Source organism: Burkholderia lata (genome assembly GCF_902499335.1).
Lineage (GTDB): Bacteria > Pseudomonadota > Gammaproteobacteria > Burkholderiales > Burkholderiaceae > Burkholderia > Burkholderia lata_B.
This window is the reverse complement of the sequence record NZ_CABVQK010000001.1, coordinates 177,323-201,155: the sequence shown is the minus strand read 5'-3', so window position 1 is coordinate 201,155 and position 23,833 is coordinate 177,323. Positions and strand designations below refer to the sequence as shown.

Here is a 23,833-nt window from a genome sequence, read left to right as displayed (position 1 = left end):
CGCCCGCAGAGCGGGCGCGATGGGTGTTCAGCGAAAAAGCGAGTTAGGGTTTAGGCGTCGAGCAGCGGGAGCTGACGCGAATCAGTCGGGAGCCGATCAACCTTGCCCATCGGCACGTACACATGCGGATTCGGGTTGAGGCTCGGCGCGATCGTGTGGACAGTGGCGACGTGGATCTTGTACGTCGTCGCGCATTCGACGTTGGTGCACTGGCAGTACGCTTCGCGGACGAGGGACGACAGCGTGCGGCTGGTTCGAATGACGGCGCGGCTGCCGCAGTGGTGACACTTCAATTTCATCGTGACTTCCTGTCGGAGACTGCCGCGTTAGTTACGGCTGGTGGTTACGGCGTAAAGCGCCCGGTTTCGTCCGGTGAGGCGACGCGCACCATTGCGCAGTCGTCGCTTCACGAGCCATTCGGCCGCCTGCTGGATCGTCGCAAGACCTTCCTGCAGTCGCACGCGCTCGAGTAGTTCGGCTTCTTGCTCGGTGAATGTGAGTTCGAGTTCGGGCATTGGATCGGCTGCTGTTTGGCTGCTGGTTTCAGCCGTGCTCGCGGGCTACATTGCACGCTGGCATCAGAGCTTCGGCGGCTTCGCGCATAACCATTTCGCGAATCAGCGTTGCAGCGCATGCGCCCTGGTAGTTGGCGAGCGCGGTGATGAGGGCGTATTCGTAGTCGTCGAAACGCACCATCAGGCGGTTGTCGCGGACACGTTTTGGATCCGGATACATGGTGGTCACCTCGGGTTCAGCTTGTGGAAACGTTGCCCGTGGTGTCCTCAAACGAGGACATCTTGGCGAGGTAGCGGGGGAGCCCTTCGAGATAGATGAGGCGCGCCAAGCTCGACAGGGAGCGCCGCTCTTGACGGCCGAGCTGCTCGAGCTGGGTACGCTCTGCGGGAAGGAGGCGCAGCGAAACGGTCTTGCTGGACATGACGCCCGGCGGCGCACGCCGCGGGCCTTTGTGGGTAGTCATGGCGGGTATACTCAATTTCGATAGTGCTTCACTAGGGATAAGTGAAGTGTAAGTTACTCAAAACGAATACGCAAGATGTCGGATACAACAATCGGATTACGGCTGAAGGAGGAGCGGATGCGCATCGGTCTGAGCCAGGCGGAGTTCGCCGCGCTCGGCGGGCTCGGGAAACAGGCTGAGTTCAACTACGAAGCCGATGCGCGATCGCCCGATGCGAACTACCTGGCCGCGCTTGCGAAGGTCGGGGTCGACGTGCTGTACGTTGTAACGGGCGAGCGTGCACAGGGGGTAGTGACGCCAGATGATGAGGCCGAGCTGCTTGAGGGGTTCCGCCAGTTGAACGACGTCGGCCGCACGGCCGTCCAGGCGTCGGTCAACGGGTTCCTGCTCGCGGGGACGATGACGATCTCAGGCGCGCCGGCGAAACGGCTTCCGCGACTTGCTGAAAATCGAGCCGCGAAATTGGACGCTGCGGCGCTCAAGGTGCTGCGAGATGCACAGGACGATGCGGACCGCGTAAAGCGTAAGCGCGCATCGACGCGAAGCGCCGGGAAAGATCAGGACTGACGAAGAGTCTCTGCGGCGCGCTCGAGCGCCGCCATCGCGGTTTCGACATCTCCCAGCACGTCGCTCGTTGTCATGTTGGGCGATGCCCCGCCGGACAGTTCGCATAACGCAGCGAGTTCACGATCGAAACGGGCTACGACGGTGCGGAGTTGCGCGCCGAAGTCCGTGAGCCGAAACCCGTCACTCCCCGACCGACGCTCCATCAGCGGGCGGCCAAGGACGCGCTCAAGTGCGGATACCTTTTCGCTGACGGTCGGTCGCTGCACTCCCATAGCCTGCGCCGCCTCCGAGATGCTGCGATAGCGCGCGATCTCGCTGTATGCGCGCAGCAGATTCCAATTGAGGCGCGGGGGAGTCGTCCGGGAAACCATGATTCAAGCGATAGTTGTTATTGGCCGTAATGCGCCCTTCGCAGTGGCTGGGGACGGGTGATCGGGAGAGAGCCCGCAAAAGTTAGGCATTTTCCTAACTTTCAAGGGGCTTTCTCCTACATTCCATTTGTCTGAAAAAAGCACGAGAATGGGGCAGCGTTACAGCACGCGTGAATGCCGTTTCACGTCGTAGCGCCTCTCAAAATATCCGAAGAGGAAGCCGTTGTGAGTTACAAGCCGCAAGACCCGCAATTCCGAATTGCAACAGCCGAGGATGGGGTAATCCGACGCTGTACCGAAGCCACGATAGCCGCGCAATGTGGGCGCGCCGGCTCCACTGTAGCCGGGAACCGCGAGGCGCGCGCAGTGCGTGACTTATCGGCCGTTGAACGAGCTGCGCTGCTGGCACAGGTGACGAGTGCAATGTTGAGCCTGTCGAATATCCGTGACCTGCTGCTGACGTAACGTCAGCCATCCTCCGAGGTGTCGATCTCCGGCACCTCGGTCGCCTTGACCTCTAGATCGAGGTCCGATGTAAATCCGCCGTTACCGTCGACCGTATGTGTAACGCGCGCAATGATCCAGTTGCAATCATCAATGACACGTTTGTAACCGCGCACGGTTACAGGCAATTCGGTCATCAGCTCGGGGCGGCCGAGCGCCAGCACGACGCTGAATTCCGCGACGCCGCGCTGTAACTTCTCCCATTCCGCCTTCGCCGCGCGCGTCGCGTTCCCCTTGTTCGCATACGTGTGTCGCAACGTCTTGACGTTCTCAGCCGTGCCGAACAACACGTCGCCGCTCTTGTCGATCGGCTTCTTCTTTTTCGTGGTCGTGCGCCGCCGGCGCCGCTTCACGGTGGTCGACTGTTTCTTCGCGGTGCGCGTGTTCAGGTAGAACGCCTGCACGCCGGAATACGTGTCCCGATCGGCGACGCCGAACTCGTGGCGATCGCCGACGTCGCGCGTGATCGTGACGGCGGGCAGCGGCTTGCCGTTTGCGGTCGTCGCCTCGCCAGCCTTGATGAACAGCAGCAGCCCGTTTTTCACGGTGGCGATCGCGTCGAACATCTTCGCCAGGCGCGATAGCAAGTTGGCGTCCGATTCGGCCGTCTGGTCGATGTGGTCGACGAGCTGCGCGTCGAGCGCCTTGCTGATGCGCGCCTCGACCTTGTTCTGACTGGCGATCGCGCGCACGATGGCGCCGACCGTCTGCCGATGCCAGGACCGCTCTTTCTTGATCGACAGGCCCGCGCGCAGATCGACGCTGCGCGCGCGGATCGTCAGCACGTCGGGCGTGCCGGTGTGCCGCACCTCATCGACCATGAATTCACCCTTGTCGACCAGGCCGTTCGCCGCACCGGCCCAGCCGAACGAAAGCTTCAGCGTGACGCCCCGACTCGGGATCTCGAGTGCGCCGTCCGAATCGTCGAGGCTGATGTCGAGCTGGTCAGCTTCGAATCCGCGGTTGTCCTGCAGCGTCATCGAGATCAGCCGGCCGTCGAACTTCTTCGTGATGTTCTTGCCGTTCAGCGTGATCGAGTAGATCGCGCGCGGCACGCGATCGTTGGCAAGCGCGGTCTTCTGTACCAGGTCGGCGCCGGGGATGTTGGCCAGGTTCATAACGAGATTGCCCCCTTGATGGCGTCGGTCACGATGCCGAGCAGGCTGAAGTCGTCGCAGCGCGTCAGCGTCATTGAGAACTCGATGCGGCGGGCGGCGCCGTCATCGAAAAACAGCGTGCGCGTCGTTTCGATGCTGTCGATCGTGAACATGCCGTAAATGTGTCCGTTGCCCTCGATCAGCGGCCAGGAGGTGTGCTGCGTCGCCATCGCTTCGATGGTGGCAAGCGACAGGTCGCCGCCAGTCAGCTCGGGCAGCAGCACGCCGGACAGACTGATAGTTTCGTCGTCATCGCCGACGTACTGCCGCGCCGGCTTTTTTCCGACGCGGTTGTTGCTCGCGAAACGCCAGCTGCGCCGGCGCTTCAGCTCCTGGTACGGCAACGTCGACAGGCTGAACACGAACAACCCGAGCGCCATCATCATGAGAAACCCTCCATCAATCGCGATCGCGCAGACGCGAGCGCTCGCGCGCGGCCTGCGCGGCCTGTTCCTGGCGCATCACCTGCAGCACCTTCTGCGCGAGCGCCTGTTCGTCCATGCCTGGTGCCGCATACACCTGGATCGTGATCGGCGCCGGCGTGACCGGTGCGCGTGCAGCGGCCGACGCGACCGTGAGCGGCGGCCGGTTGTCGACGGTGAGCGGTGCGCCGCCGACGATCGCCGCGCCCGTGATGCCGATGCCGGCGCCGGCGGCGACGATCCGCTTGCCGACCTCGAGCACGGTCGACAGCGGCCCGTCCTGACCTTCGCGTAGACCCTGATCCAGGCCGGCCATCGTGAAGCCGCCGAGCGCGGCGAACACGCGGCTGGGCGAATGGATGCCGAGCTTTTCCTTGAACCAGCCGATCACACTGCCACCGGCCGACTCGATCGCATCCTTCACCGAGCCCAGGCCGTTCTTGATCCCGGTGACGAGCCCTGACATCAGATTGGCGCCGAATTCGATGAAGCGCGCGGACACGTTCGCAAAGGTCACGATGATGTCCGCAAGCCACGCGCCGAAGCCCTTGCCGGCGTTGGTCGCCGCGTCGAGGCTCTTCTTGCTGGTGTCGACCGGCCCCAACAGACGCGAGATCCAGTCCCAGGCGCTCTTCACGGCGTCGACCAACCAGTCGAACACGGGCTTCAGCGGCGCGAACGCCGCACCGAGCGTCGCGAGCACACCGCTGAAGATCGGCGCGAGCGGCCGCAGACCTTCGGTCAGTCCCTGCCAGAAGCCCGAGAAAAACGCCTTGATCGGCTCCCAATACTTCCAGATCAGCAGCGCGGCGAGCGCGATCGCAGTGATCGCGAGGCCAACCGGGTTCATCAGCGCGACGCGGCCGACGAAGAGGAACATCTGCGCGAGCCCTCCGAGCGCAGCCCGCACGCCGTTGATCGCGCCCATCGTGCCGCCCTTGACCAGATTGAGGCCACCGCGCGCCGTATCGACAGCCATCCCGGACGCGCCGCGCCGGGCGACGTACTTTCGGGCTGCGGTCCAGCGTGACGCGGCCGACGCACGCGTCGCGGCCGCCTGCGCGCCGATCGCACGCCCCATCTGGACGGTGTATTGCCGCGCGGCGCCGGCGCCATCCTTCATCGCGGTTACGGTCGAGCCGCCCCACTGCTGCACGGCTGTCTTGGCGGCCTGGCACGCGGCCGGCACGCGCTGGGTGAGCGATGAAACGTAAGTGCGCAGCGACGACGTCGCAGCGCGAGGCGATGACGCCTGCCAGGCGCCCGACAGTGCCTTGCGAATGCGCCCGGCTGCGGACTGCGTGCCCTTGCTGGCGGCCGTCACGCCCGATGCTGCGCCGGACGCCGCGCGGGAAATACCACCCAGCGCGCGGGCACCGTCGCCGAGCGCGCGCGCGATGGCGCCGCCCTTGATGCCGAGCATCGACATACTGAAGCGCACGATCGCCATCGGCCCGAGGATGCCCGCGAGCGCGATCGTGATCGTCCCGAGTACGGCGAGCAGCACGCCGAGGCCGGTCGCGCCGATCGCGACCGCGCGCGTGAACTTCGGGTATTCCTTCGCGAAGCCGAGCAGCCGCTCGAGGACGCTCGACGTCAGCTCAAGCGCGCGGGTGTACAAGGGCAGCACCTGCTCGCCGATGACGGTGCGCAGGTTGCGCACCTTCTCGAGCGCGATGAGTTCCTTGCCTTCTGGCTGCTCCATTCCGACCTTGTACAACTGGTCGATCCCGTACGCGCCACGGTTCAGCTTTTCGTTCTTGTGAATCTGCTCGCGCTGCATGTACATCGTGGCGAACAGGTTCGCACCGTTGCCGTTCGTCATGATCGTGGAGAATTCCTCCAGGATCTTCGCGTCGGACGTAATGCCCTTGGCCTTCAGCTTGGGCAGAAGCACCTTCTCCATCCATTCGAACGGCGATGCGTTGAAGAGATCACCCTGCAGCAGCGCGCCGGGCTTGATGCGTTGCACGTTGCCGACGCCGTCGTACTTCACCATCTTCTTGTCGACGAGCCCGAGCTCGACGAGGCGCTTCGACGCCCGGTTGGTGGTCTTGCCCTGCATCAGGTTGCTGTACGCGGCCTGCACGCCGGTGCCGGCCGCATGCCCGCCCATTTCCTGAATCAGCGGTTCCATCTGGTAGTAGAACGCGTCCGCGCGCATCTGCTTTGCCGCGACCTTGCCGGTCTGGATGAAGTTGCGCCACTCGGAGCCGCCGACACGGGCGCCCGTCGCGGACACCACCTGCTGGACCATGTTCGCTTCGCGCTTGGCTGATTCATCGCTTTTCATGCCGCCGCGCAGCTCAATCACCTTCAGCATGTCCATGAACTTCTCTTCGTTCTCGTGCCCCTGGCCTGCACCGAACACAGCTTCGTTCGCGAACTTCATTTTCGTGAGCGTCGGCATGATCATCTGCGCGTGATGCTCGTCCGCGAAGATCGACATCGCGTCGCGCATCAGCGTCATGTTGTCGGCCATGGCTACGCCGGGCGACTTCATCGACCGCACGTAGCGCTCGGCGTCCTGCGTCGCCTGGTCGCCCAGGCCGAGCGCCTGGATGCGGCCACGCTCGTTCTGCATCTTCTTCGCTTCGGTCATCGGTTCGCGCAGGTCGTTCAGGATGTGCGAACCGGTCGCGCGCGCGGCATATCCGCCGATCGCCATTTCGGCCGCTGCGGTGCGCGCGGCGCCCATCTTGGCGCGCGCGTCCGCGATGCGCTTCTGGCGGGTATTCAGCGCGTCAAGCCGACGCGATTGGGCGTCAATCGCGCCGGTCGTTGCGGCGATGTCAGTGCGCAGTGTGCGCTCGTGCTGGGAAAGATTGCGCGTGTCGACGCCGGCGCGGCCGAGCCGGTTGCGCAGCTCGTCGACGCTGGCCGATTGCTTCTTGAACGCGGCACCGAGCTTGGATGAGGCTTGCCGGGCTTTCGCCAGTTCGGCGGTCATCTGCTGCGATGGCGGCCCATACGCGCGCAGCGACTTCGCGAGTTCCTGGACCTTCTTCTGGGCGTTGGCGAGCTTCGTCGCGGTGTTGGTGAGCCCCGCGCGCATCTCGCGGAACTCGCCGATACGCCGCTGCGTGTCGTTGAGTTCCTTGAGTCGCGCGCGGGTGTCGCGCAGATCCTTCGCGAGCGTGCGATTGCGGCCGGCGATCTCACGGATCGGCCGGCTCGCCTGGTCGAGCGCCTTAAGGACGACCTCGAGGCGCAGGGAACGATCGCTCATGCGTCGCCTTGTTCGTTGCGTTCACGGGCACGCTCGCGCCAGGCCATCAGGTCTGGCAGCGACATAACGTCCATAACGTCGAGCGACCAGTGGAACACGAGCGCGATGTCGGCCATTACATCGTCGACGGTTCGAGGGAGCCGTCCACCTTCGACGACTTCGGCAACAAAAAACCGGCCACCTCCGTACCGAGCTGCAGCAGGTCGGCCGGGTCCATGCGCAGGACGTCCTGGTCGGTCAGCGTCGGATTGCTGATGCGCGGCAGCACCTTGGACAGTGCGATCACATCGAGCTGCAGGAGGTCGGTGAGGGCCACGCCGCGCAGCGCGCCGGACTGCGGCTTGGTCAGCGTGATAACGGCGATTTCCTGCTCGCCGCGTCGGATCGGCGTGTCGAGCGTGATGATGGCGGTTTGCTTCGATTGCATGGTGTGTTTCCTGAATGGGTAGTGGAAAGGGGGTTACAGGCCGAGCGCGCGGCGCTGCTGGGCAAGGCGATCGACACCGCCAACCATTTCGATGAAGTTCGGGAAGTCGATCTCGATCAGGGTCTCGCCGTTGGATACGAGGCGGTAATACGCGAGCGACATCGTGCCGGTCTGGTCGGCGTTGTCGCCGGCCTTGGCTTTGCCGGGGTCGATTTCCTTGTAGCGGCCGCGCACGTACACCTCGACCGCATCGACTTCCTCGGTGTCGTCGCGCTGATAGGAGCCGGCGAAACGCACGGTGACACCGTCGACCTTCGAGGTGCCCCACGTCTTGAACATCTCCTTCATGAAGCCGCCCATCGTGAGGCCCAGTTCGAGCTTCTCCATGCCGAGGTCGATGTCGACCTCGCCGTTCATGCCGCCGCCGCGATACGCCTCCATCTTGCGTGTGAGCTTCGGCAACTGGATTTCCGGCACCTCGCCAACGAACGAGACACCGTCCTCGAACACGAGGAAATTCTTGAGTTTGGATGGCAGAGCCATTGCGTTTTCCTATGGTGAGTGGCGGGCCGTCAGACGGCGATGCTTTCCGCGAACTTGAGCAGGTAGCGATCCGTGATGCGCTGGCGGAACGTCAGGTCTTCGAGCGGAGGCGTCGGGCAGAAGTCGTAGTCGAGATAGCCCTGGCCGGCCTTGAGCGAATCCTTCTCGTTGGCGGCCGGATCGAACCAGCATTCGCCGTCGATCAGGTAGCCGGCGGTTTTCCACGCGCGGAACTTCGCGTTCACGCCATCGACGATGTCTTTGATCAAGCTGCGGCTCATCGGCTGGTCGACGGCCCACAGGTGCGCCTCGGCCATCGTGTCGGCGATCACCTGCGCGCTGCGCACATAGTTTTCGAACGCCCACAGCTTGTCTTCGGAACAGGTGCGCGAGCCCCATAGACGGTAACCATCCGCGTTCACGAGCGTGGTGACCTCGTGACTGTTCAGGTAGCCGGCGTCGGTGTTCGGGTCCTGCAGGTCCCAGAACACGTCGCGGCTGATGCCGGTGACGCCGTTCACGACGACGTTCGAGATCGTCTTGTGCCAGCCGGTTTGTTCGTCGATCTTCGCGCGCATGCCGAGCGCGCGCGCCGTCGCACACGTGATGTCCTCGGCGTTGGTCGTGGTGTTCCAGTTCACGAAGTCCGGCCAGATCGTCATCAGCTCGCGCTGACCGAAATTCGCGCGGTAGGCGACGGCCTCTTCCTTCGTCTTCGCGCCGAATGCGTTGACGTAGCCGAAGCCGCGCAGCTTCTGCGCGATCGTCGCCAGCTCGGTTGCAACCGGCAGCGTGTCGAGACCAGGGCAGCCGAGCACGCGCGGCTTCACGCCGAGCCGGCTCTTCGCGGCGAGCAGCGCCTTCATGCCGGTGAACTGACCGTCCGCGGCGTTGGTGGTGCCGATCACGTTGCTGGTCGTGGCGTCCGCATCCTTGCCGGTCGGTACGCGCACGGCGACGATCAGCGGCGAGGTCTGCGCGGCGATCGCGTCGAGCGAACGCGCGAGCGTGCCCTTCGTGCCGGCACGGCCGATCGCGGCCTGCACGTCCGTGATGAGGACGGGACGGTTTTCGGGGAAGGTGGCCGCATCGGCGTCGTCGCCGGTGCTGACCAGACCGATCACGGCCGTGCTGACCGTGCGGATGGGGCGCGTACCGTCATTGATTTCAATGACGCGTACGCCGTGGTGGTAATCAGAAGGCAAGCTTTTCTCCCGGAAGTGAGCCTTCCGAAAGATTGCCTTCCGCGCGCGTGGAGATCACGCGCGGTAGGTTGTGGGACATCCTGATACAACCTAAGTGTGTCGTTCAATGTGCCGGCACAACCAAAGGTGCTATGTAACGTGACTATGCTGCGGTATGCAGCGCGTCCAGTTCGGCCAGGCGTGTGGTCGCGACCTGGTGGTAGCTCGGTTCGAGCTCGCAGCCGATCCAGTTCAACCCTGCTTCCTTCGCTGCGGCGAGGAACGTGCCGGACCCCGCGAACGGGTCGAGGACCACACCGCCGGCCGGCACCAGGCGCACGACGTCGCGCGCGAGCTGCGACGGCTTCTCGGTCATATGGCGTTTCGGATGCGCCAGGCGTTCGGAGAAGACGCCGGGCAGGTACACGTCGGTGCGTCGCACCGCGCCCTTCGTCGCCCAGACCAGGAATTCGGTCTGCTGCGCGAAGCCGCCCATACGTGGCCGCGTGCGGCCGCTCGTCTTGTCCCACACGGCAACGCCGCGCCACGTGAAGCCGGCCGCCTGGATCGCGTCGGTGAGGCTCGGCAACTGGCGCCAGTCGACGAAGCAGGCCAGGTGCGCTTCGCCGCTGCACACACGATAGGCTTCCGCGAGCCACGTCATGCACCAGAATGTCCACGACCGCTGGTCCTTGGTGTCGTGCTGGAATTCAGGATAGACGGTCTTCACGTCGCCGCCGATGTACTTACTCGACGGTGCCTGGCTGCGCGACGCGCTCGTGGTGCCGCCGGATGAGTAGGGCGGATCGGTGAACACCAGGTCGACGCAAGCATCGGGCAGCGCGCGCATGACGCTCAGGGCGTCGGCCTGGTGCACGCGGTTGATCAGATCAGCGGGGAGAGAGTGTTGCATGGGGCGAATCCCTTATATCGGAGGCTCGGTGGCCTGCGGGTAAGGGGCTCACGGCCCTCAAAATGTTCATTGCGCCGCAGCGCGGGCATTTGATGGTGAGCCGGACGTATTCGCCGGCGCCGAGTTTGCGGTTACAGCTTCCGCAACGGATGTCCTGCATGGGGGTGATTCCTGCCTGTGCTAGGATGCCGGCGCCTCTCGAGAGGTGTCGCGGCCCTGGCCAATCCTGCAGGTCTGCTCTGCGGGTGCGGGGCGTGCACGATGTTCCTGCATCGCGCACGTCGCCGCGTCCTTTCCTTCCTATGTCGCCTTACGCGACGATTACACCGCCAGCCAGCATGTAACGGTCGACCGCGTTGTACATCATCGGTCGATCGGCTGCCGGCTTGTCATCTTCCGGCTTCGCCTCGATCAGGCGACGATGAATGTACGGCAGCGCGCCCTCGTTCTCTTCCGGTACGCCCTCGACCGAAATGCTCGCCGCGAGCTGCAGCGGTTGCTTGCCCGACTTGTACGTGTCCTCCGACACATAGCTGTTGAGCGACGCTACGGTGGTCCCGCTCAGTACGTCGATCGAGACGTTGCCGATCACGTGGTAGCCGGCCGTCGCGCCGGTCAGTACGAGAACAACATTTTTCTTGATTGCCATTTCAAACTCCTGTTGGTGTGTGTCAATTCAGTGAGACGGGGGACTGCGGCCATACAACGTTCAGCGGGAATCCCGTCTGCTGCGGAACGTCGCGCAGCTCGGCGCGATAGCGTCGAAGCGCGGTCTCCAACTCGGCCTGTCCCGAGTCGGCCGCCCGTTCGACGAGCGGGTCGACCTGGGCGAGCAGCTCGTCGCGCTGGCGCCGCACGTTCGCGGTCGCATCGGCCAGTTCGAATTCGGCCCGGAACTCGGGCCACCAGTTCAGCAGATCCGCTGGCGTCGGTTGCGCGATATCGGTCGGCTCCCAGATCGGCACCCATGCCGTCTTGGTCTGTTCGAACGATTTATCGTCGACCGGATGCGCGACCCAATAATCCTTGCAGCGGACAAGCTGCGGGAATTTCTTCGCCAGGATGAAAGCGGCTTGCTCGACGTGGAGCATGGTGTTGTTCGTCATTGGTTCCTCAGAAGTACGCCGTAGACCACGATGGCATTCGCCGTTCCGTTGCCCGGACCGCTCAAACCGCACATCACCCACGGGGCGGGCAGTGCGCCGTTAAGTCGATCCACGGTGCCGAAATTGTTCACGCCGGAATCCCACTGCACGCGCGCGCCCGCATTGGCCTTGCTGCCGATAGCGTTGTCGATGTTGTTGAGCTGGTCAGACAGCCATACCCCACGAAACGTGAGATTCAGATTCCCGTCCGTGTTGAGAATCTGTTGGCCGCGCATGAACATCGTTCCCCAGTCGTCAACGGACCACGTGACCGCGTTGTACGCACTGTTGATGATTTCCATGCCGCCGCCATCGCGCGCGCGGAGATATGTCCACGAGTCATAGCCGGGCCGGTTGTTCCGCAAGCCGATGTCGGCCTGCCACCCGTCACGGTTCAGGGTAGGACGGTTGTAGAAGCGCGACAGCGCTGTGATGTGGATATCCGTGTTGAACTGGACGCGGTTGTCCGCGTTGTAGACGACGATCGCATTTGACTGCCACGAACCGTCAGCCTTCATGGTCGCCCATGCCGAATAGCTGCCGTTCATCGTGCCGTGGAACCACGCCTGCGCCGTGCCGTCCGCGCGGGCAAGCACCAAGCCGCGTGCGTCCGTGTTGTTCGGCTGCTTAACGCGAATGTCGCCGGTCATGGTGTCGCCGGCCTTGTTTACCTTCGAGTTCGGATCGAAGTTGCCCGTGTCGAACGGTGTCAGGCCACCGGCCCATGTCGGGCGCTTTGCGAGCGATACAACCTGCGTGCCACGCGCGATATCCAGCACCTTGGACTGCGTGGTACCGTCGTCGGCCCACGAGGTCATTGCGAAGTCATCAGTGTCTGTTTTGCCGATCGCGAAGCGCGTCTTCGTGCTGTTCTTGAAATAGATCGTCGCCCACGACGATCCACCATCAACAGCGAACCCGAGTCCGCGAACAAGACCGGCCGCGTTCAGAATCGAACCATCATCGGCCGCGCCACCGATCAACACGCGCCCGCCACTTTGCATCAGCACCATGTTGCCAACAGCAGAGCCATTGCCACGCGTGACCCACATCGCGTTCATGGAGGCCGAATAGGCGTCGTTGACTGTGCGAAGGGCGAACGTCCCGTCGCCGCCCTGCAGGAATTCCCACTGCTTCTGGTCAGCGGCTCCGCCTTCACGCCGCAGGATGATCGACGTCTGCCCGGTGCCGGCTCCATTCGACGCGACCAACGCGCCAACGCCGCTCGACGCCTTGATCGGACCATTCGCCTGCACGAGCGCACTGCTGCCGTCCTCTCCAGTTGCGCCGACCACAAACTTGCCACTGGCTGTCACACGTGCGCGTTCGGTTCCACCTGCGCTGAAGGTCAATGCGCCCGCGCCGATAGAGTCGCGGCCGTAGACGCCGATGTTCGGACCGTTGGCCCCCTTGTTCATGCCGATCAGGCCATACGTGCCGACGCCTTGCTCGTTGATGAAGTAGTTCCCGGCGCGCATGCTCCCCGCAACCTGCGCCGTGTTCGTTCCGTCGTCAGTTGTTCCGCCGATCGTCATCCGGCCGCCAGGATAGAGCCGTGCGATTTCGGCGTTCCCTGCGATCAGTTGCAGAACACCGGACGCGCCTTCGCTGCCGACCGACACATTGCCGTTCGAGCGAAAGTAACCCCAGTCGCCGCCGCTGTTAGCCCATGCGGTGGTCTTGCCGTTGCCAAATCGGTGCAGTCCACGCGTGACCGCGTTGCCAGCAACCTGGAACATGTGCCCGTCGTCGACGGTCGTGCCGACTAGGACGCGGTTCGGCTCGCCAGCGAGAAACCGCATGGTTTCTCGACCGTTGTTCGTGACCGCGAACACGCCGTCCGAAATATGGAAAAAGCCGGTGTCTGGCGCGCCGTCGTTCACGAACGAAATGCCGGGTTTGTCCACTGTGCCTTCGGCGGCCAGTATCTGCCCCGTCATGATGAAGCCCGACGTCTGCGCCGGATTCGGCAAATTGCCCGCGTTCCACACTTCGTTTCCGACGATAGTCAGATTCTTTTTCGCGAAGTCGAACGCGAACATCGCGCCCGTCGACGGGAGGTAGAACCCGGCTGCATTGCCGGTCCCGAAGAAGTACCCGCCGCTCGGGCCGAGAAGCATGCGCGCCTCGTTGGAGCCATTGCTGACGTTGAGCAGGCCCTTGACGGCCAACTGGCCGCCGACATACGTCCCGGCCCCCGTGTCGTCCAGCACCACGGCACCCGTGGCGACGTTGATCGTTAGCGGCCGGAAGCCATTCCACGATGCGCCCGGGTCGCTCGTGTTGGTCAGCAGGAGATAGAAATTCGAGCCGTCGTTGCGCAGGAGTACATCGCGGCTGTTACGCAGCCGAATGTTCGCACCGCCGGCGTCGAGGCCGGAACTGATGATGCCGCCGGAGAATGTGCCGTTACCCCCGACCTGAAGCGCGTTTGAGCCGTCATCATCGCGATTGCCGACCAGGACCCGGCCGCCGTACGTGATCCGCATCGCGCGGACCTGGTTCGTGTCGCTGTTGGAATCGTTGGGCGTTCGATTGATCCAGAAATCCAGGTACTCGCGGCCCCACGTGCCGCCGTCGTAGCCGGCGCGGATCGACGCGACGAGCCGTGCATTGGTGTCCGCGGTGCCCGCTGCGAACGTGCCGTGAAAGCGGATCTTCGCCCCTCGGTTGAGAGCTCCCGAAGTAGCTGCGACGGCGAGCTGCGCGTCCTGGTCCGTCGACGTCGACGTGACGCTGACGGGGCCGATGAGCTGCGGGCGTACGAGCGGCGCATACCGCTTGGCTGCGGTCTTCGGCGTCACGGCGCGCGTGTCGTCCGAGCCGTCGTCGACCTCGACCTGCGTCGCCAGTTCGATGACGCCCTTGCGCTCGGTGGTCGCAGGCGGATTGAGGAACGAGGTCGGCCCGAAAACGAGCTTCGACACGTCGATCGAGGCGAACATGGTATCGGCGGCCAGCAGCAGCATCGACGCCGGCGCCTTCTCCAGGATCGGATCGTTTTGCACATAGACACCGAACAGCACGCCGTTGTCCAGGTACAGCCCGAAGCCGTACAGCTTGTACTGGTCCGCGCTGTCGTCCTGGATCACGATATGGATCGTGTCCTGCGCAACGGTATCGCCGCCGAAGGTCGTGATGCGCTTCAGCTCGCTCGGAAGCGCAATCATGTCCGGCTTGAACACGAACGCCGCCGTTGCGAGGCCAATCTGCGTGACTTGGTGCGCGGTCGTCCCGGTGTTGCCGGGCGCGACCAGTGCGGCGCGGCCGGCGTCCGTGATGTAGATGAGGTTTCCAGCCATGTTCGTCAGTCCGTGAGAGAGAGGCGGCGATAGACGGCCGCGCGCACGCCGCATGCGACGCCGATTGAGCCGTGCATGCTGAAGCCCTGCGTGAAGGTGTAGTGGGCGGTGCCGCGCTTCGCGCGATCGACCTCGGCCCGGATGTCGTTGACGTACTGCGCCGTGGCCGGCACGCCGTCACGCGCACCGACCGTCATCACGATCTCGAACGTGCCCGGCACGCCTCGCGGCGTTTTCTCGAACCACTCGCGCATCACGACGTTCGCGCCGAACGACGCGCAGACGTCGCGCACGGCGTCGGCAGTGCCCTTTTTGCGGGCGATGCGGATCGCGGCTTTCACGCGTGCGCGCTTCACCTGCTCGGGCCATTCGTCGCGCCAAGTGTCGACGCCCATGTGCCAGGCGAGCCACGGCAGGAAGCGCAGCGGGATGCGATCCGGGTCCATCAGCGTGTCGATCTCGACCGGAATGTCGAGCACGTCGGCATTGGCTTGCGCCAGACGACGTTCGAGCACCGTCGCGTTCGGCAGCAGCAGGGAGGGGCGCAGCTTAGTCATCGGCCACCCCGCCGTCCTTCAGCTCGACACCCGTGCAGTACGGCGCCTGGTCAATCGCGATCGCCACGCCTTCGGCCGGCGTGTCGAGCAGCACCTTCTGGACGCCGGCGACGCGCATCGACGCGTACAGACCATCCTTCGTGATCTCGGAACCGGGGCGGTGCATCGATTCGGCGAACTGCAGCGTCTTCTTCTGCGCTTCCGCGAGCGCGACCGCGCGATCCGGGCCGTCGAAGAAGCGCAGCGTCCCCTGGATCGCGTAACGGACGATCTTCGCGCTCTGCACAATCACTTCGTCGGCCTGCGGCCGCTTCTTCTCGAGTGCCTTCCGGACGATGCCGAGCAGTTCCTCGTTCGCTGTACCGTCACCTTCGCGCGACAGGACCGTGACGATCATCACGCACGGCGACGGGCTGTAGGCGGTCGCGGCCTTCACGCGCCCGTCAGCGGCGCGCGCGTGGAACACATACGCGTCGGTCGGCCCGGCGACAGAAAAGCCGCGCGGTGCGAGCTGGATGCGTTCGCGCAGGTTGTCGTCGTCCTCGTAGACGGGATCGATACCCTTGTCCGGATCGCCTGGCGAGATCATCAGGCGGTCGACGTCGAAGAGGGCGCCGATGTGCTCGAGAGTCGTGCGCTTCGCATACGCGAGCAGGATGCCGCGCGCCTTCTCGTTCATGAGCGCGAGCAGCAGCATCTTGTCGTACGCGGCTTCCTGCAGCAGCTTCACCATCGGCTCGGATTCGAGCTCGAGCGTGGCTGAGATCTCGTCCTGCTGTTCCTTCGGATACAGGGCGACCAGGCGAGCCTTCTTTTCGGCCAGGATCGTTTCGTAGTCGAGTTCGTCGACGATGTCCGGGGCCGGGAGCTGCGACAGGTCGATCGGCGTCGTTCTCATGCCGCACCTCGCCCGTTCGTTGCCGGCAGGCGCATGGCGAACGATGTGCCCGCGCGCGGGCCGTCCGTGCGTTCGCCTTGCAGCTCAAGCACAGCGCCGCCGTCGATGCCCGTGCTACCGAAGTCCACCTGGTTGACCTGGATGCGCGGTTCCCACCGTGCCAGCGCCATGACAGACGCCGCCATGACGCGCATGCGCATCAGCGGATTGACCGGGCCGTCGATCAGCTCGGGAAGAAGGGAACCGTATTCACGGCGCATCACGCGCGTCCCGAGCGGCGTGAACAGGATGTCCGCGACGGACTGCTCGATGTGGGCCTGGCCGGCGATTGCGCGGCCGGTGCGTGCGTTCATGCCGATCATGCGCCACCCGCGATCGGTTTCGTTGTCACGGCGAATTCGCCTTGTGCCTGGTGCGGGTGCGCCACGAGGCTGACGTTCCGCGACCGCACGTCGACATCGGCTGTCACGACTTCAGTGAAGTGCGCGCTGCCGTGAATCTCGATCACGGGGCCACTACCGCCCGTGCCACCGCCACCCTTGCCGGTCGCGCCCGATTCGAACGTGAGCGGCCCCTTCACGAGCAGCGAGCCCGTGACCGTCGTATCGTCGGCGTCGAGCGTGACGGACTTCGCCTTGACGGTCGCGGTGTTGGTTTCGACCGTGACGCTGACCGGCGCGACGACGCGCACGGTCGCACCCGCCGGCAGTTCGGCGGTGAGGGCATGCGATGCGAAGTCGTACGAGATGCGCGCCTGGTCCTTGTAGACGCGCACGTGCAGCGTTGCGCTCGAGCTGGGCGAGTCGTGGCCGTCGCAGTACACGCCAGGGAGAAAGAGGCCCGTCGTCGGTTCGCCGGACGGGCAGAAGAGCAGGCCCGGCTCGCCGATCGACGGCGGGTCCCACACGATGCTGTCGCCGGTGCGCTGCGCGAGCCAGCGAATCCAGTCGGTTTGCAGGCCGCCGGATTCGATGCGAACGCGGCGGGCGCCGTGGTCGACTTCGATCACGGTGCCCTCGCGCAGGAGGCTTTCAAGGCGGCGGTTCAGGTCGGCAAAATCATCCATGCGACGAGGATGCCGCGCGCGCGGGAGAGGGTCACGCGAAAAGGGTTGTACACGGCTGGTTAACAACCGTGACCCCATGCGATCAGCCAGAGCGTCGCGCTATCGCGACAGGAAGTCGAGGACGATGTCAGCGATCCGGTCGACGTCCGCATCGGCCAGGCCGAGCAGCTCGCGCACCGGATACTGGACGGTCGGGCCGTTGCGCTCGACGCGATCGCGCAGGCCCTCCTGGTGGACGCGCGCGATGCGCTCGACCTGGCGCGTGAAATGCAGCACGGACGCGTCGGCCGTCGCGGTGGTTTTGAGGAAGCGGGCGGTGCGCAGCTTCGCGAACATCGCGCGCCGGATGCGCCCCTTCTTGCGCCGGGCCTGCGGCTTGCGCGGCGCGAAGCGGCTACCGTCCGGGTTGCGGGCCTCGGCGATGCGTCGCGAGTGACGCCGGCGCAACTCGCCGGCCAGCCCCTTCGCCAGGACCACGCGCTGCGCGGGCGTGAGCTGGCCGAGCAGGCCAGACGCCCAATCCTCGGCGCGGGACAGTCGATCGACCATCAGGCCCCCGCGATCGGGGGCTCGCCGAAGTGGCGAATCTCGTAGCCGTTCGCCTGCTCGACTACGCCTACGCGCTCGGTAAGCTTCAGCAGGATCTCGACATCGGATTTGTCGTTGTCGAGCAGCTCGGCCTGGAATTTGAACCCGTCGCGGCAGAGGTCACGATTGAGCAGCAGCTCGGGCTGGTGGATCTTCAGCCAGGCGATGATCGGGACCATCAGGAGATCCGAATGGCCGGCGTACTCGGTCACGACGATGTCGAGCGTGTACGCATATTCGAACGACAGCGACTTCGCTGCGGTGACGGCAATCGACCCGTGTTCGATGAAGATGTGCAGCCGGTCAGGATTGCGCGCGAACTCGGGCAGCGCTGCGGTGAGCGCCGCGCGCAGGCTGTTGGGCTTGTTCATGGTGCGGGTTCCTCGCCATCGCGCACGCGAGTCTGCAGCGCGATCAACTGCTCGGCGTTTTCGTGACAGGTGGTGTAGTTGTCGGCGATGGTTGCGGCGACGGCAGAGAGCGCAACGCCCGAGGGGGCCGCATCAGCGTTTCCGGGATCGCCCAGCGGCACGTTGGCGGCGGCGCCGTCGTGCACCCGCACAAAACCGACAGGGACAACACAAGCACGATCGGCTTCGCGATCCACATAAACGGGAACCTCCTGGATGATGGTGTTGCCTTTTTCGCGCACGACCTGGACACGGTCGACGTACTGCGTGACGACCTTCACATCGCGGCGTGCCGCATCGCGCTCGGCCGTCCGCGCGCGCACGTCGCGCGCCAGATCGTCGACGCGCTGGCCGGCATCGATCAGGCGCGCATGCTGGATCGCGATGACGACGCCAGCCACGGCGAGCGCGATCGCGCCAGCGGCGAAGACACGGGCGCCGGCGGTCACGTGCCCGCCCGGCTGTAGCGATCGAACGCCCGTTCGAGCTTCACGTCGTACAGGTTCTCGGCGTACGCGCGGCCGTTGTACAGCTCGGCGAACTTCGCCCATTTCCGGCCGCGCAGCGCGGCCAGCAGCGTCTTGTCGTTCAGGATGAACCGGACGAACGCCTCGAGCTGCTCGGCCTCGCTGACCTTCATCGCATCGACGAACGCGAACACGTCCGGATAGCCGAGTGCCTTCCAGTGGAAGCCCATGATTTGGAACGCGCCCCAGCTCGTCGCCTCGAGCGCGCACACGGCTGAAATTTGCGACGCACTCGCCAGGCGGGCATATTCGGCGGCATCGCCGGCATAGCCGCCGCGCTTCGGGTTGACCAGGGCCGGGTACTTCGCTGCCAGCGCATCGGCGTCCAGGCCGGCGGCCGCGAGCTGGCGGTACATGACGTGCCGCTCGTACAGGACCACGGGCCGGCCGTCCGGCAGGAACCCGGCGCCATGCGATTCCACCTCGTTGACGGCGCGCACGGCCGCGAGATCGACCTGCAGCCGATCGGCTGCACGCTGAAGATCCGCGTCGGTCAGGTGTCGCGGATCACGCCGGCCGGCCGCGAGCGTCGACCAGGTCTTCGGGCCGGCGACGCCGTCCGCTACCAGGCCGTGCGATGCCTGGAACGCCATGACAGCGGTGCGTGTCGCACTCCCATAAATAGCGTCGGTGTCGATACGCGCGCCGGCCGCGACGAGTTGGCGCTGCAGGTAGCCGACATCCGTGCCACGGTCGCCCAGGCGAAGGGTCTTATACATGGCGCCCCCATACCTTGAATTGCAGCACGCGCGCGATCAGGGAGTCGCGCGGGTTGCCACGGTGGAACAGCTCGACCACGTTACCGCGCACGCCGTACACGGCGAGACACAGGACGCCGACCAGGACCGTGTCCGCGATACCCACCGGCGGCAGCGTGCCGAATGCCGCGCGGATCGGCGCGGCGCCGGCGGCGACGGCCAGGGCATAGGCCAGGCACGAAGCGAGCGGACGGTGTGCGCCGCCGCCCCGGCGAAAGGTGACCAGGCGCAGCGCGAGCAGCGCGCACAGCACCGCGTAGATGATCGTCAGCATCACTTTTCCCTCCCCTTGAACACGTTCAGCAGCCGATCGGGCGCGTCGGCTTGGGCGATCAGCCACAACAGCAGCTTCACGACGAGCGCGGAAGAGATCAGCGCGCCGATGCCGGCGTGCACCTCGACGCGGGCCGGCAGCACGGCGTCGAGTGCGGCGGCGAACAGCTCGGCCGTGAGGCAGCCGGCGACGAACGAGATCACGAAGAACGCGATGCGCTTCGGGATCGACGGGTCGGCGGCCGTCATCACGAACAGCAGCGAGCCGGCGAACGCGCCCATGACGACGTTGGCGTCGACGCCGGGAAACAGCGACAGCGTGGCGACGCCGAGCGCCGCGACCGTCGCGGACGACGTGGAAATAGGTTCAGCCATTCTCAGTCCCATAACTGGAGCCGCTCGGCGCCGGATTGCGCCGCTTGCGGTACTTCGTCGGGCAGCTCGACGAGCAGCCCGTGAGGCAGGATCGGGCCGTACTGCGCCAAGTCCCGATTGAGGTCGAGCACCGTCTCGACGATGCCGCGCGTGCGGCCGAGTACGCGCCAGCACAGCGCGTCGACGGTTTCCCCCTGGAGCGCGCGGACCATCATGATTCGATGCGCCTGCCGCGCCGATCAAAAACAGCGACGAGAAACGGCGGCCGCCCGGTGAGCGTGGACAGCGCGAATTCGGCCTCTTGTTCCGTTTCGAACGATTCCTTGCGGGCATCCCGCCAGCCGCGCCACGTGCGCCGCTGAACGCGATAGCGCTCGACACGCCGGACCTGGTCGATCGGGTCCGGCGCAAGCGGATACCGAATTAGCAGTTCATCAACGAGCACGATGCGATAGCGTTTCTTCATCAGATCAACTCCACCGTGACGCGCGGCCGGCGCAGCAGTGCGCTGATGGCCCATCGCGCGTCGCGGCGCAGCTCGTCGCCTTGCGGCTCCAGCTCGTCGGCACGGCGCGCACCGTCGCCGGTCGTGTCGTAGTCGCGGTACCGCTCGATGAGCGACGCCTTCGCCAGGCAGTACACGGCGCGGCGGTAGTGGTGCAGCAGCACGCTTTCGCCGTCGAGCTGCTCGGCTGGAACCGTGGCGAGCTGCCCGGCGCCATCGGCCTGCCACGCCGCGCGTGCGCCGCGCAGCTCGTCATTTACGCTGGCGACTGCGTCGAGCAGCTCGTGGCGCAGGCGTGCGTCGGTCACGGAGCCGTCGAGGCGCATCGTGTCGCGCGCCTGCTCGAGCGCCACGTTGGGATAGAACGGGTCGTTCTTGATCGGCTTGGCGGGTTCCGTTTCCGCCGGCGCACGCGACAGCGGCAGGGTCGAGACAAAGGACATGGTCGGGCTCGTCAGGTTGATCGGATGAGGCGGTGGACGGGGCTTTCGCGCGGACAGTGCCGGCTACGGCCCCGTGCCGCCTGGTGCGCGGGGTACGCTCGGTGTCAGCCACCGGGGCCGGACTGGCCCCCGTTGGCGGAATTCTTCAGCTCGCGCTCGAGCCGCTCGATGTCTTTCTTCACGCCCACGTTCGCGAAGAGCTGCAACGCGCGGCGCAGGTGATCGAGTGCCTTCGCCGGATCGGACGCGGCCAGGCCGTAGCCGATCGCCTTGTGCAACTTCGCGCGCACCTCATCCGGCATGTCGCAAACGACGGTCAACCATTCGATCTCGAGCAGCGGCTCGACCTGGATCGACTCGCCCGCCCGGTTCGCGCGAAGTGCGGCTTCGGCGAACTCCTCGACCAGCAGGCACGGTGTGCTGCGCTTGTACTGGTCGGGCAGTGCGAGTTCGTGTCGTACCGCGTACGCGCCAATCTCGAGCGCGCCCCGGAAGTCGCCGACGTCGATGCGCCAGACCATGATCGTCATCAGCACGTCGTCCTGAGCGCCGGCCGCACCGTCCAGTACGCCGGCGACCCACGCGTCGTATGCCGGCAGGAACTGCCGCTTCAGGTCGGCCTTGCGCTCGAGCGATTCGACGGCCTTCAGCGCCCGGCGGTGTTCGTCGAGCTGCGCGAGCATCAGCGTGTAAGCCGAGTCGTCGCGCAGCCCGCCGACACTCGTCGGCGTACCGCGCGCGGCTGTGGCCGCGACGGTGCGCTGGAAGTGTTGGCGGAACGGGTTCGTCATGCGCCACCCTGCGGAGCGGCCGGAGCAGCGTCGACGAGCTGGATGTTCTCGACCACGCAGCCCGCGCCGTACTGTTCGATCACGTACGCGTCGTTCGAGCTTTCATAGTTTTCGATGCGATCGCGCTCGGGCACTTCCTTCAGCGAGCGTCGGCGCGCGCTGATTTGCCAATAGATCGACAGGTTGTCCAGACGCGTGACCATCAGCGCATGCGCCGGGAAGAACGGCACGCTGACGGCCGGCAGGTTGCCGACGCGCTTCTGCGACACGACGATGTCGGTTGCGAGCGTTTCGGTCGACGGCTGTGCCTGGTTGATGAGCGGGAAATACTTGTCCTGGAGCAGCTCGCGGCCACAGATCACGACGAGATTCGGATCTTCGGCGTACCACGGGTCGAGGAACTCGTTACGTGCGAGCGAAACGACAGCGTCGAGATTCTTGAATTCCTCGCCCTTGCCGATCTTCACGCCCGAGAACACGCGTTGCTTCGCGTTGTTGCGGTACTGCTGCAACCAACCGATGTTGACGTCCTGCAGCAGCGGGTTCGTCTCGAGATTGGTGTCGGGCGCAACCTTCTCGCCGTTCCAACCGATCATGATGCGATCGAGCGCCTGGCGCGCGATGATGGAATCGCGCACGCGCGCCTGAAAATCCGGGAACTTCGCCCATGCGTCGAGCTGCTGGTAGCGAATGTGGGTGTCGTAGTCGGTCTTCTCGCAGCGGTATTTCTGGTTGTCGAGTGCCGAGACGTCGCGAGTCTCACGTGCGCGCTTGGTCGTATCCGTGCGGCTCGCGATCGGCCCGGACACGCCGAGGCCGATTTTCTCGCCTTCCATTTCCTCGACGCCGTGGATGTTGATGAGGCCAAGGAAGTCGCTCGATTGCTGAATTTTGGTTTCGACCGTCTGCTGCACGCTCGGCGCGACCGAAAACTTCTTCGTTGCATCGCCGACGCCGTTCAGTTCCTGGATGCGCGCCAGGAACCGGTTGTACTGCTCGCGGGTAGTGTTCCGCATGGGTTCTCCGTCTTTTGAAAATGGGATGAGGGCGGGTTAGCAGTCGGTCTGCGCCCCGTTGTCGCTGCCCGTCGACGTCGGGCGCTGCTGCGTGCTGCTGTCGGTGCGGGACAGCTTCACGACCAGGTCGCTGTGGCGCTTGTCGCCGGCCTGCTGCGCCTTCTGCAGTTCGGTGAAGTTCGCGTTGAACTTCTCGAGCTGCTCGAGCACCTGGCCCTGGCTTTCGGCGAGTGCGACGACCGATTGCGACAGGTCGGAAAAGCGCTGGTCGTCGGTTGCTTCCTTGCGAGTCAGCAGCCCACGTACCTTCGTGAACAGCGACTTGCCGGCGTCGCCGGTGCGCGGCGCGTCATCCTCGAACTCGATCTCGGCTTCGACGGCAGCGCTGAAGAGGTTTTCCGGGCGCTGCTTGCGCGTGTCGAATGCGCGGCTCTTCGCGCTGAACTGCAGCATTTCGGTGCCGAGGCTGGCCGGGTTGTCGGTGACGGCCAGACCGACCAGATACGTCTCGCCCGTGTCGGCAAAATCCGGGTCGATCTCCATCGACGTGTAGACCTTCTGGCGCTGCTCGGTGGTCAGGTCGATCAGCTCTTTCGTCGGCGAGAGCTGCGCGAGCAGGCGCAGCTTGCCGTCCTGCTCTTCGGTCTTCAGTGCAATCACGTCGCCGTATGCGCGAAACGCGCTGTCCGGGTGGATGCCGCGAATGTGTTCCATGTTGATGCGCGCGCCGTAGACCTGCGGGTCGTAGGTGCTCGCCATCTGCTCGAGCATCGTGCGATCGATCGTGCGGCCGTCCGTCGTCGCTCCTTCGGTCGCGATCCGGAAAAACTTTGTCTTCTTTGCCTGTGCCATGTGCGAATCCTGAGAGGGGGCTGTGTTCAGG

At 64.9% G+C, this 23,833-nt stretch carries 34 protein-coding genes; 1 reads left to right on the top strand and 33 read right to left on the bottom strand.

Going from position 1 to position 23,833, the window contains the following annotated elements:
* Positions 1 to 50: 50 nt before the first annotated feature.
* The 4 genes from BCO18175_RS00915 to BCO18175_RS00900 are packed head-to-tail and all read right to left on the bottom strand — an operon-like array spanning position 51 to position 979.
* Positions 51 to 299, bottom strand: a complete 249-nt coding sequence (locus tag BCO18175_RS00915; protein WP_174978981.1) for an ogr/Delta-like zinc finger family protein — start codon at positions 297 to 299, stop codon at positions 51 to 53.
* A 27-nt stretch (positions 300 to 326) separates the two neighbouring features.
* Complete coding sequence (locus BCO18175_RS00910) at positions 327 to 515, bottom strand: hypothetical protein (RefSeq protein WP_082160889.1); 189 nt, start codon at positions 513 to 515, stop codon at positions 327 to 329.
* A gap of 28 nt (positions 516 to 543) precedes the next feature.
* Entirely contained in the window at positions 544 to 735 is a 192-nt protein-coding gene (locus BCO18175_RS00905; protein ID WP_174978980.1) for a hypothetical protein, read from the bottom strand.
* Between the two features lie 16 nt (positions 736 to 751).
* Entirely contained in the window at positions 752 to 979 is a 228-nt protein-coding gene (locus BCO18175_RS00900) for a hypothetical protein (RefSeq protein WP_254607933.1), read from the bottom strand.
* Positions 980 to 1,054: 75 nt separating this feature from the next.
* Here BCO18175_RS00900 and BCO18175_RS00895 point away from each other — a divergent pair, with 75 nt between their 5' ends.
* Entirely contained in the window at positions 1,055 to 1,546 is a 492-nt protein-coding gene (locus BCO18175_RS00895; protein ID WP_254607932.1) for a helix-turn-helix domain-containing protein, read from the top strand.
* Here BCO18175_RS00895 and BCO18175_RS00890 read toward each other — a convergent pair.
* The 29 genes from BCO18175_RS00890 to BCO18175_RS00750 all read right to left on the bottom strand — a co-directional run bounded on the left by BCO18175_RS00890 (position 1,537) and on the right by BCO18175_RS00750 (position 23,802).
* Positions 1,537 to 1,917, bottom strand: a complete 381-nt coding sequence (locus tag BCO18175_RS00890) for a helix-turn-helix domain-containing protein (protein WP_174978979.1) — start codon at positions 1,915 to 1,917, stop codon at positions 1,537 to 1,539. The two genes, BCO18175_RS00895 and BCO18175_RS00890, sit on opposite strands and share 10 nt — an antisense overlap.
* 467 nt (positions 1,918 to 2,384) lie before the next feature.
* Positions 2,385 to 3,539, bottom strand: a complete 1,155-nt coding sequence (locus BCO18175_RS00885; RefSeq protein ID WP_174978978.1) for a phage late control D family protein — start codon at positions 3,537 to 3,539, stop codon at positions 2,385 to 2,387.
* Positions 3,536 to 3,964 carry a phage tail protein gene (locus BCO18175_RS00880; protein ID WP_174978977.1) on the bottom strand — a complete coding sequence of 143 codons (429 nt, stop codon included), beginning with the start codon at positions 3,962 to 3,964 and terminating at the stop codon, positions 3,536 to 3,538. The genes BCO18175_RS00885 and BCO18175_RS00880 overlap by 4 nt, the downstream gene beginning before the upstream one ends.
* 13 nt (positions 3,965 to 3,977) lie before the next feature.
* Positions 3,978 to 7,229, bottom strand: a complete 3,252-nt coding sequence (locus BCO18175_RS00875) for a hypothetical protein (protein ID WP_174978976.1) — start codon at positions 7,227 to 7,229, stop codon at positions 3,978 to 3,980.
* A complete protein-coding gene (locus tag BCO18175_RS00870; RefSeq protein ID WP_174974812.1) occupies positions 7,226 to 7,345 on the bottom strand; it encodes a GpE family phage tail protein in 120 nt (39 codons plus the stop codon). Before BCO18175_RS00870 ends, BCO18175_RS00875 begins: the two co-directional genes overlap by 4 nt.
* Positions 7,345 to 7,656, bottom strand: a complete 312-nt coding sequence (locus BCO18175_RS00865) for a phage tail assembly protein (RefSeq protein ID WP_174978975.1) — start codon at positions 7,654 to 7,656, stop codon at positions 7,345 to 7,347. Before BCO18175_RS00865 ends, BCO18175_RS00870 begins: the two co-directional genes overlap by 1 nt.
* Positions 7,657 to 7,689: 33 nt before the next feature.
* Complete coding sequence (locus BCO18175_RS00860; RefSeq protein WP_174974816.1) at positions 7,690 to 8,199, bottom strand: phage major tail tube protein; 510 nt, start codon at positions 8,197 to 8,199, stop codon at positions 7,690 to 7,692.
* A gap of 29 nt (positions 8,200 to 8,228) precedes the next feature.
* Positions 8,229 to 9,404: a phage tail sheath protein gene (locus BCO18175_RS00855; protein ID WP_174978974.1), complete on the bottom strand. Its 1,176-nt coding sequence runs from the start codon at positions 9,402 to 9,404 to the stop codon at positions 8,229 to 8,231.
* A 142-nt stretch (positions 9,405 to 9,546) separates the two neighbouring features.
* Positions 9,547 to 10,296 (bottom strand): DNA-methyltransferase, encoded by a 750-nt coding sequence (locus BCO18175_RS00850; RefSeq protein ID WP_174978973.1) that lies wholly within the window; start codon positions 10,294 to 10,296, stop codon positions 9,547 to 9,549.
* Positions 10,274 to 10,456, bottom strand: a complete 183-nt coding sequence (locus BCO18175_RS00845; protein ID WP_174978972.1) for a Com family DNA-binding transcriptional regulator — start codon at positions 10,454 to 10,456, stop codon at positions 10,274 to 10,276. The genes BCO18175_RS00850 and BCO18175_RS00845 overlap by 23 nt, the downstream gene beginning before the upstream one ends.
* 150 nt (positions 10,457 to 10,606) lie before the next feature.
* Positions 10,607 to 10,945, bottom strand: a complete 339-nt coding sequence (locus BCO18175_RS00840) for a hypothetical protein (RefSeq protein WP_174978971.1) — start codon at positions 10,943 to 10,945, stop codon at positions 10,607 to 10,609.
* A 22-nt stretch (positions 10,946 to 10,967) separates the two neighbouring features.
* On the bottom strand, positions 10,968 to 11,402 hold the full coding sequence (locus BCO18175_RS00835; protein WP_174978970.1) for an XkdW family protein: 435 nt from the start codon (positions 11,400 to 11,402) through the stop codon (positions 10,968 to 10,970).
* On the bottom strand, positions 11,399 to 14,743 hold the full coding sequence (locus BCO18175_RS00830) for a phage tail protein (RefSeq protein WP_174978969.1): 3,345 nt from the start codon (positions 14,741 to 14,743) through the stop codon (positions 11,399 to 11,401). The genes BCO18175_RS00835 and BCO18175_RS00830 overlap by 4 nt, the downstream gene beginning before the upstream one ends.
* Positions 14,744 to 14,748: 5 nt before the next feature.
* On the bottom strand, positions 14,749 to 15,300 hold the full coding sequence (locus BCO18175_RS00825; RefSeq protein WP_174978968.1) for a phage tail protein I: 552 nt from the start codon (positions 15,298 to 15,300) through the stop codon (positions 14,749 to 14,751).
* The gene (locus tag BCO18175_RS00820; RefSeq protein WP_174978967.1) at positions 15,293 to 16,198 is read right to left on the bottom strand and encodes a baseplate J/gp47 family protein; all 906 of its coding nucleotides are present in this window, start codon (positions 16,196 to 16,198) and stop codon (positions 15,293 to 15,295) included. The genes BCO18175_RS00825 and BCO18175_RS00820 overlap by 8 nt, the downstream gene beginning before the upstream one ends.
* A complete protein-coding gene (locus tag BCO18175_RS00815; protein ID WP_174978966.1) occupies positions 16,195 to 16,560 on the bottom strand; it encodes a GPW/gp25 family protein in 366 nt (121 codons plus the stop codon). Before BCO18175_RS00815 ends, BCO18175_RS00820 begins: the two co-directional genes overlap by 4 nt.
* The gene (locus BCO18175_RS00810) at positions 16,557 to 17,264 is read right to left on the bottom strand and encodes a phage baseplate assembly protein V (protein WP_174978965.1); all 708 of its coding nucleotides are present in this window, start codon (positions 17,262 to 17,264) and stop codon (positions 16,557 to 16,559) included. The genes BCO18175_RS00815 and BCO18175_RS00810 overlap by 4 nt, the downstream gene beginning before the upstream one ends.
* 99 nt (positions 17,265 to 17,363) lie before the next feature.
* Positions 17,364 to 17,813 carry a phage virion morphogenesis protein gene (locus BCO18175_RS00805; RefSeq protein ID WP_174978964.1) on the bottom strand — a complete coding sequence of 150 codons (450 nt, stop codon included), beginning with the start codon at positions 17,811 to 17,813 and terminating at the stop codon, positions 17,364 to 17,366.
* Positions 17,813 to 18,223, bottom strand: coding sequence for a phage tail protein (locus BCO18175_RS00800; protein ID WP_174978963.1), 411 nt, complete (start codon positions 18,221 to 18,223; stop codon positions 17,813 to 17,815). The genes BCO18175_RS00805 and BCO18175_RS00800 overlap by 1 nt, the downstream gene beginning before the upstream one ends.
* Positions 18,220 to 18,711 (bottom strand): hypothetical protein, encoded by a 492-nt coding sequence (locus tag BCO18175_RS00795; protein WP_174978962.1) that lies wholly within the window; start codon positions 18,709 to 18,711, stop codon positions 18,220 to 18,222. Before BCO18175_RS00795 ends, BCO18175_RS00800 begins: the two co-directional genes overlap by 4 nt.
* Positions 18,708 to 19,508 carry an N-acetylmuramidase domain-containing protein gene (locus BCO18175_RS00790; protein WP_174978961.1) on the bottom strand — a complete coding sequence of 267 codons (801 nt, stop codon included), beginning with the start codon at positions 19,506 to 19,508 and terminating at the stop codon, positions 18,708 to 18,710. The genes BCO18175_RS00795 and BCO18175_RS00790 overlap by 4 nt, the downstream gene beginning before the upstream one ends.
* Positions 19,501 to 19,821: a phage holin family protein gene (locus BCO18175_RS00785; RefSeq protein ID WP_174978960.1), complete on the bottom strand. Its 321-nt coding sequence runs from the start codon at positions 19,819 to 19,821 to the stop codon at positions 19,501 to 19,503. The genes BCO18175_RS00790 and BCO18175_RS00785 overlap by 8 nt, the downstream gene beginning before the upstream one ends.
* Positions 19,821 to 20,195, bottom strand: coding sequence for a putative holin (locus BCO18175_RS00780; RefSeq protein ID WP_174978959.1), 375 nt, complete (start codon positions 20,193 to 20,195; stop codon positions 19,821 to 19,823). Before BCO18175_RS00780 ends, BCO18175_RS00785 begins: the two co-directional genes overlap by 1 nt.
* Positions 20,196 to 20,197: 2 nt before the next feature.
* A complete protein-coding gene (locus tag BCO18175_RS00775; RefSeq protein WP_174978958.1) occupies positions 20,198 to 20,410 on the bottom strand; it encodes a tail protein X in 213 nt (70 codons plus the stop codon).
* The gene (locus BCO18175_RS00770) at positions 20,407 to 20,661 is read right to left on the bottom strand and encodes a hypothetical protein (RefSeq protein WP_174978957.1); all 255 of its coding nucleotides are present in this window, start codon (positions 20,659 to 20,661) and stop codon (positions 20,407 to 20,409) included. Before BCO18175_RS00770 ends, BCO18175_RS00775 begins: the two co-directional genes overlap by 4 nt.
* Positions 20,661 to 21,143, bottom strand: coding sequence for a head completion/stabilization protein (locus BCO18175_RS00765; protein ID WP_174978956.1), 483 nt, complete (start codon positions 21,141 to 21,143; stop codon positions 20,661 to 20,663). Before BCO18175_RS00765 ends, BCO18175_RS00770 begins: the two co-directional genes overlap by 1 nt.
* A 104-nt stretch (positions 21,144 to 21,247) precedes the next feature.
* Positions 21,248 to 21,934 carry a terminase endonuclease subunit gene (locus tag BCO18175_RS00760; RefSeq protein WP_174978955.1) on the bottom strand — a complete coding sequence of 229 codons (687 nt, stop codon included), beginning with the start codon at positions 21,932 to 21,934 and terminating at the stop codon, positions 21,248 to 21,250.
* Positions 21,931 to 22,950, bottom strand: a complete 1,020-nt coding sequence (locus BCO18175_RS00755) for a phage major capsid protein, P2 family (protein WP_174978954.1) — start codon at positions 22,948 to 22,950, stop codon at positions 21,931 to 21,933. The genes BCO18175_RS00760 and BCO18175_RS00755 overlap by 4 nt, the downstream gene beginning before the upstream one ends.
* A 36-nt stretch (positions 22,951 to 22,986) precedes the next feature.
* Positions 22,987 to 23,802: a GPO family capsid scaffolding protein gene (locus BCO18175_RS00750; protein ID WP_174978953.1), complete on the bottom strand. Its 816-nt coding sequence runs from the start codon at positions 23,800 to 23,802 to the stop codon at positions 22,987 to 22,989.
* Between the last annotated feature and the right edge of the window lie 31 nt (positions 23,803 to 23,833).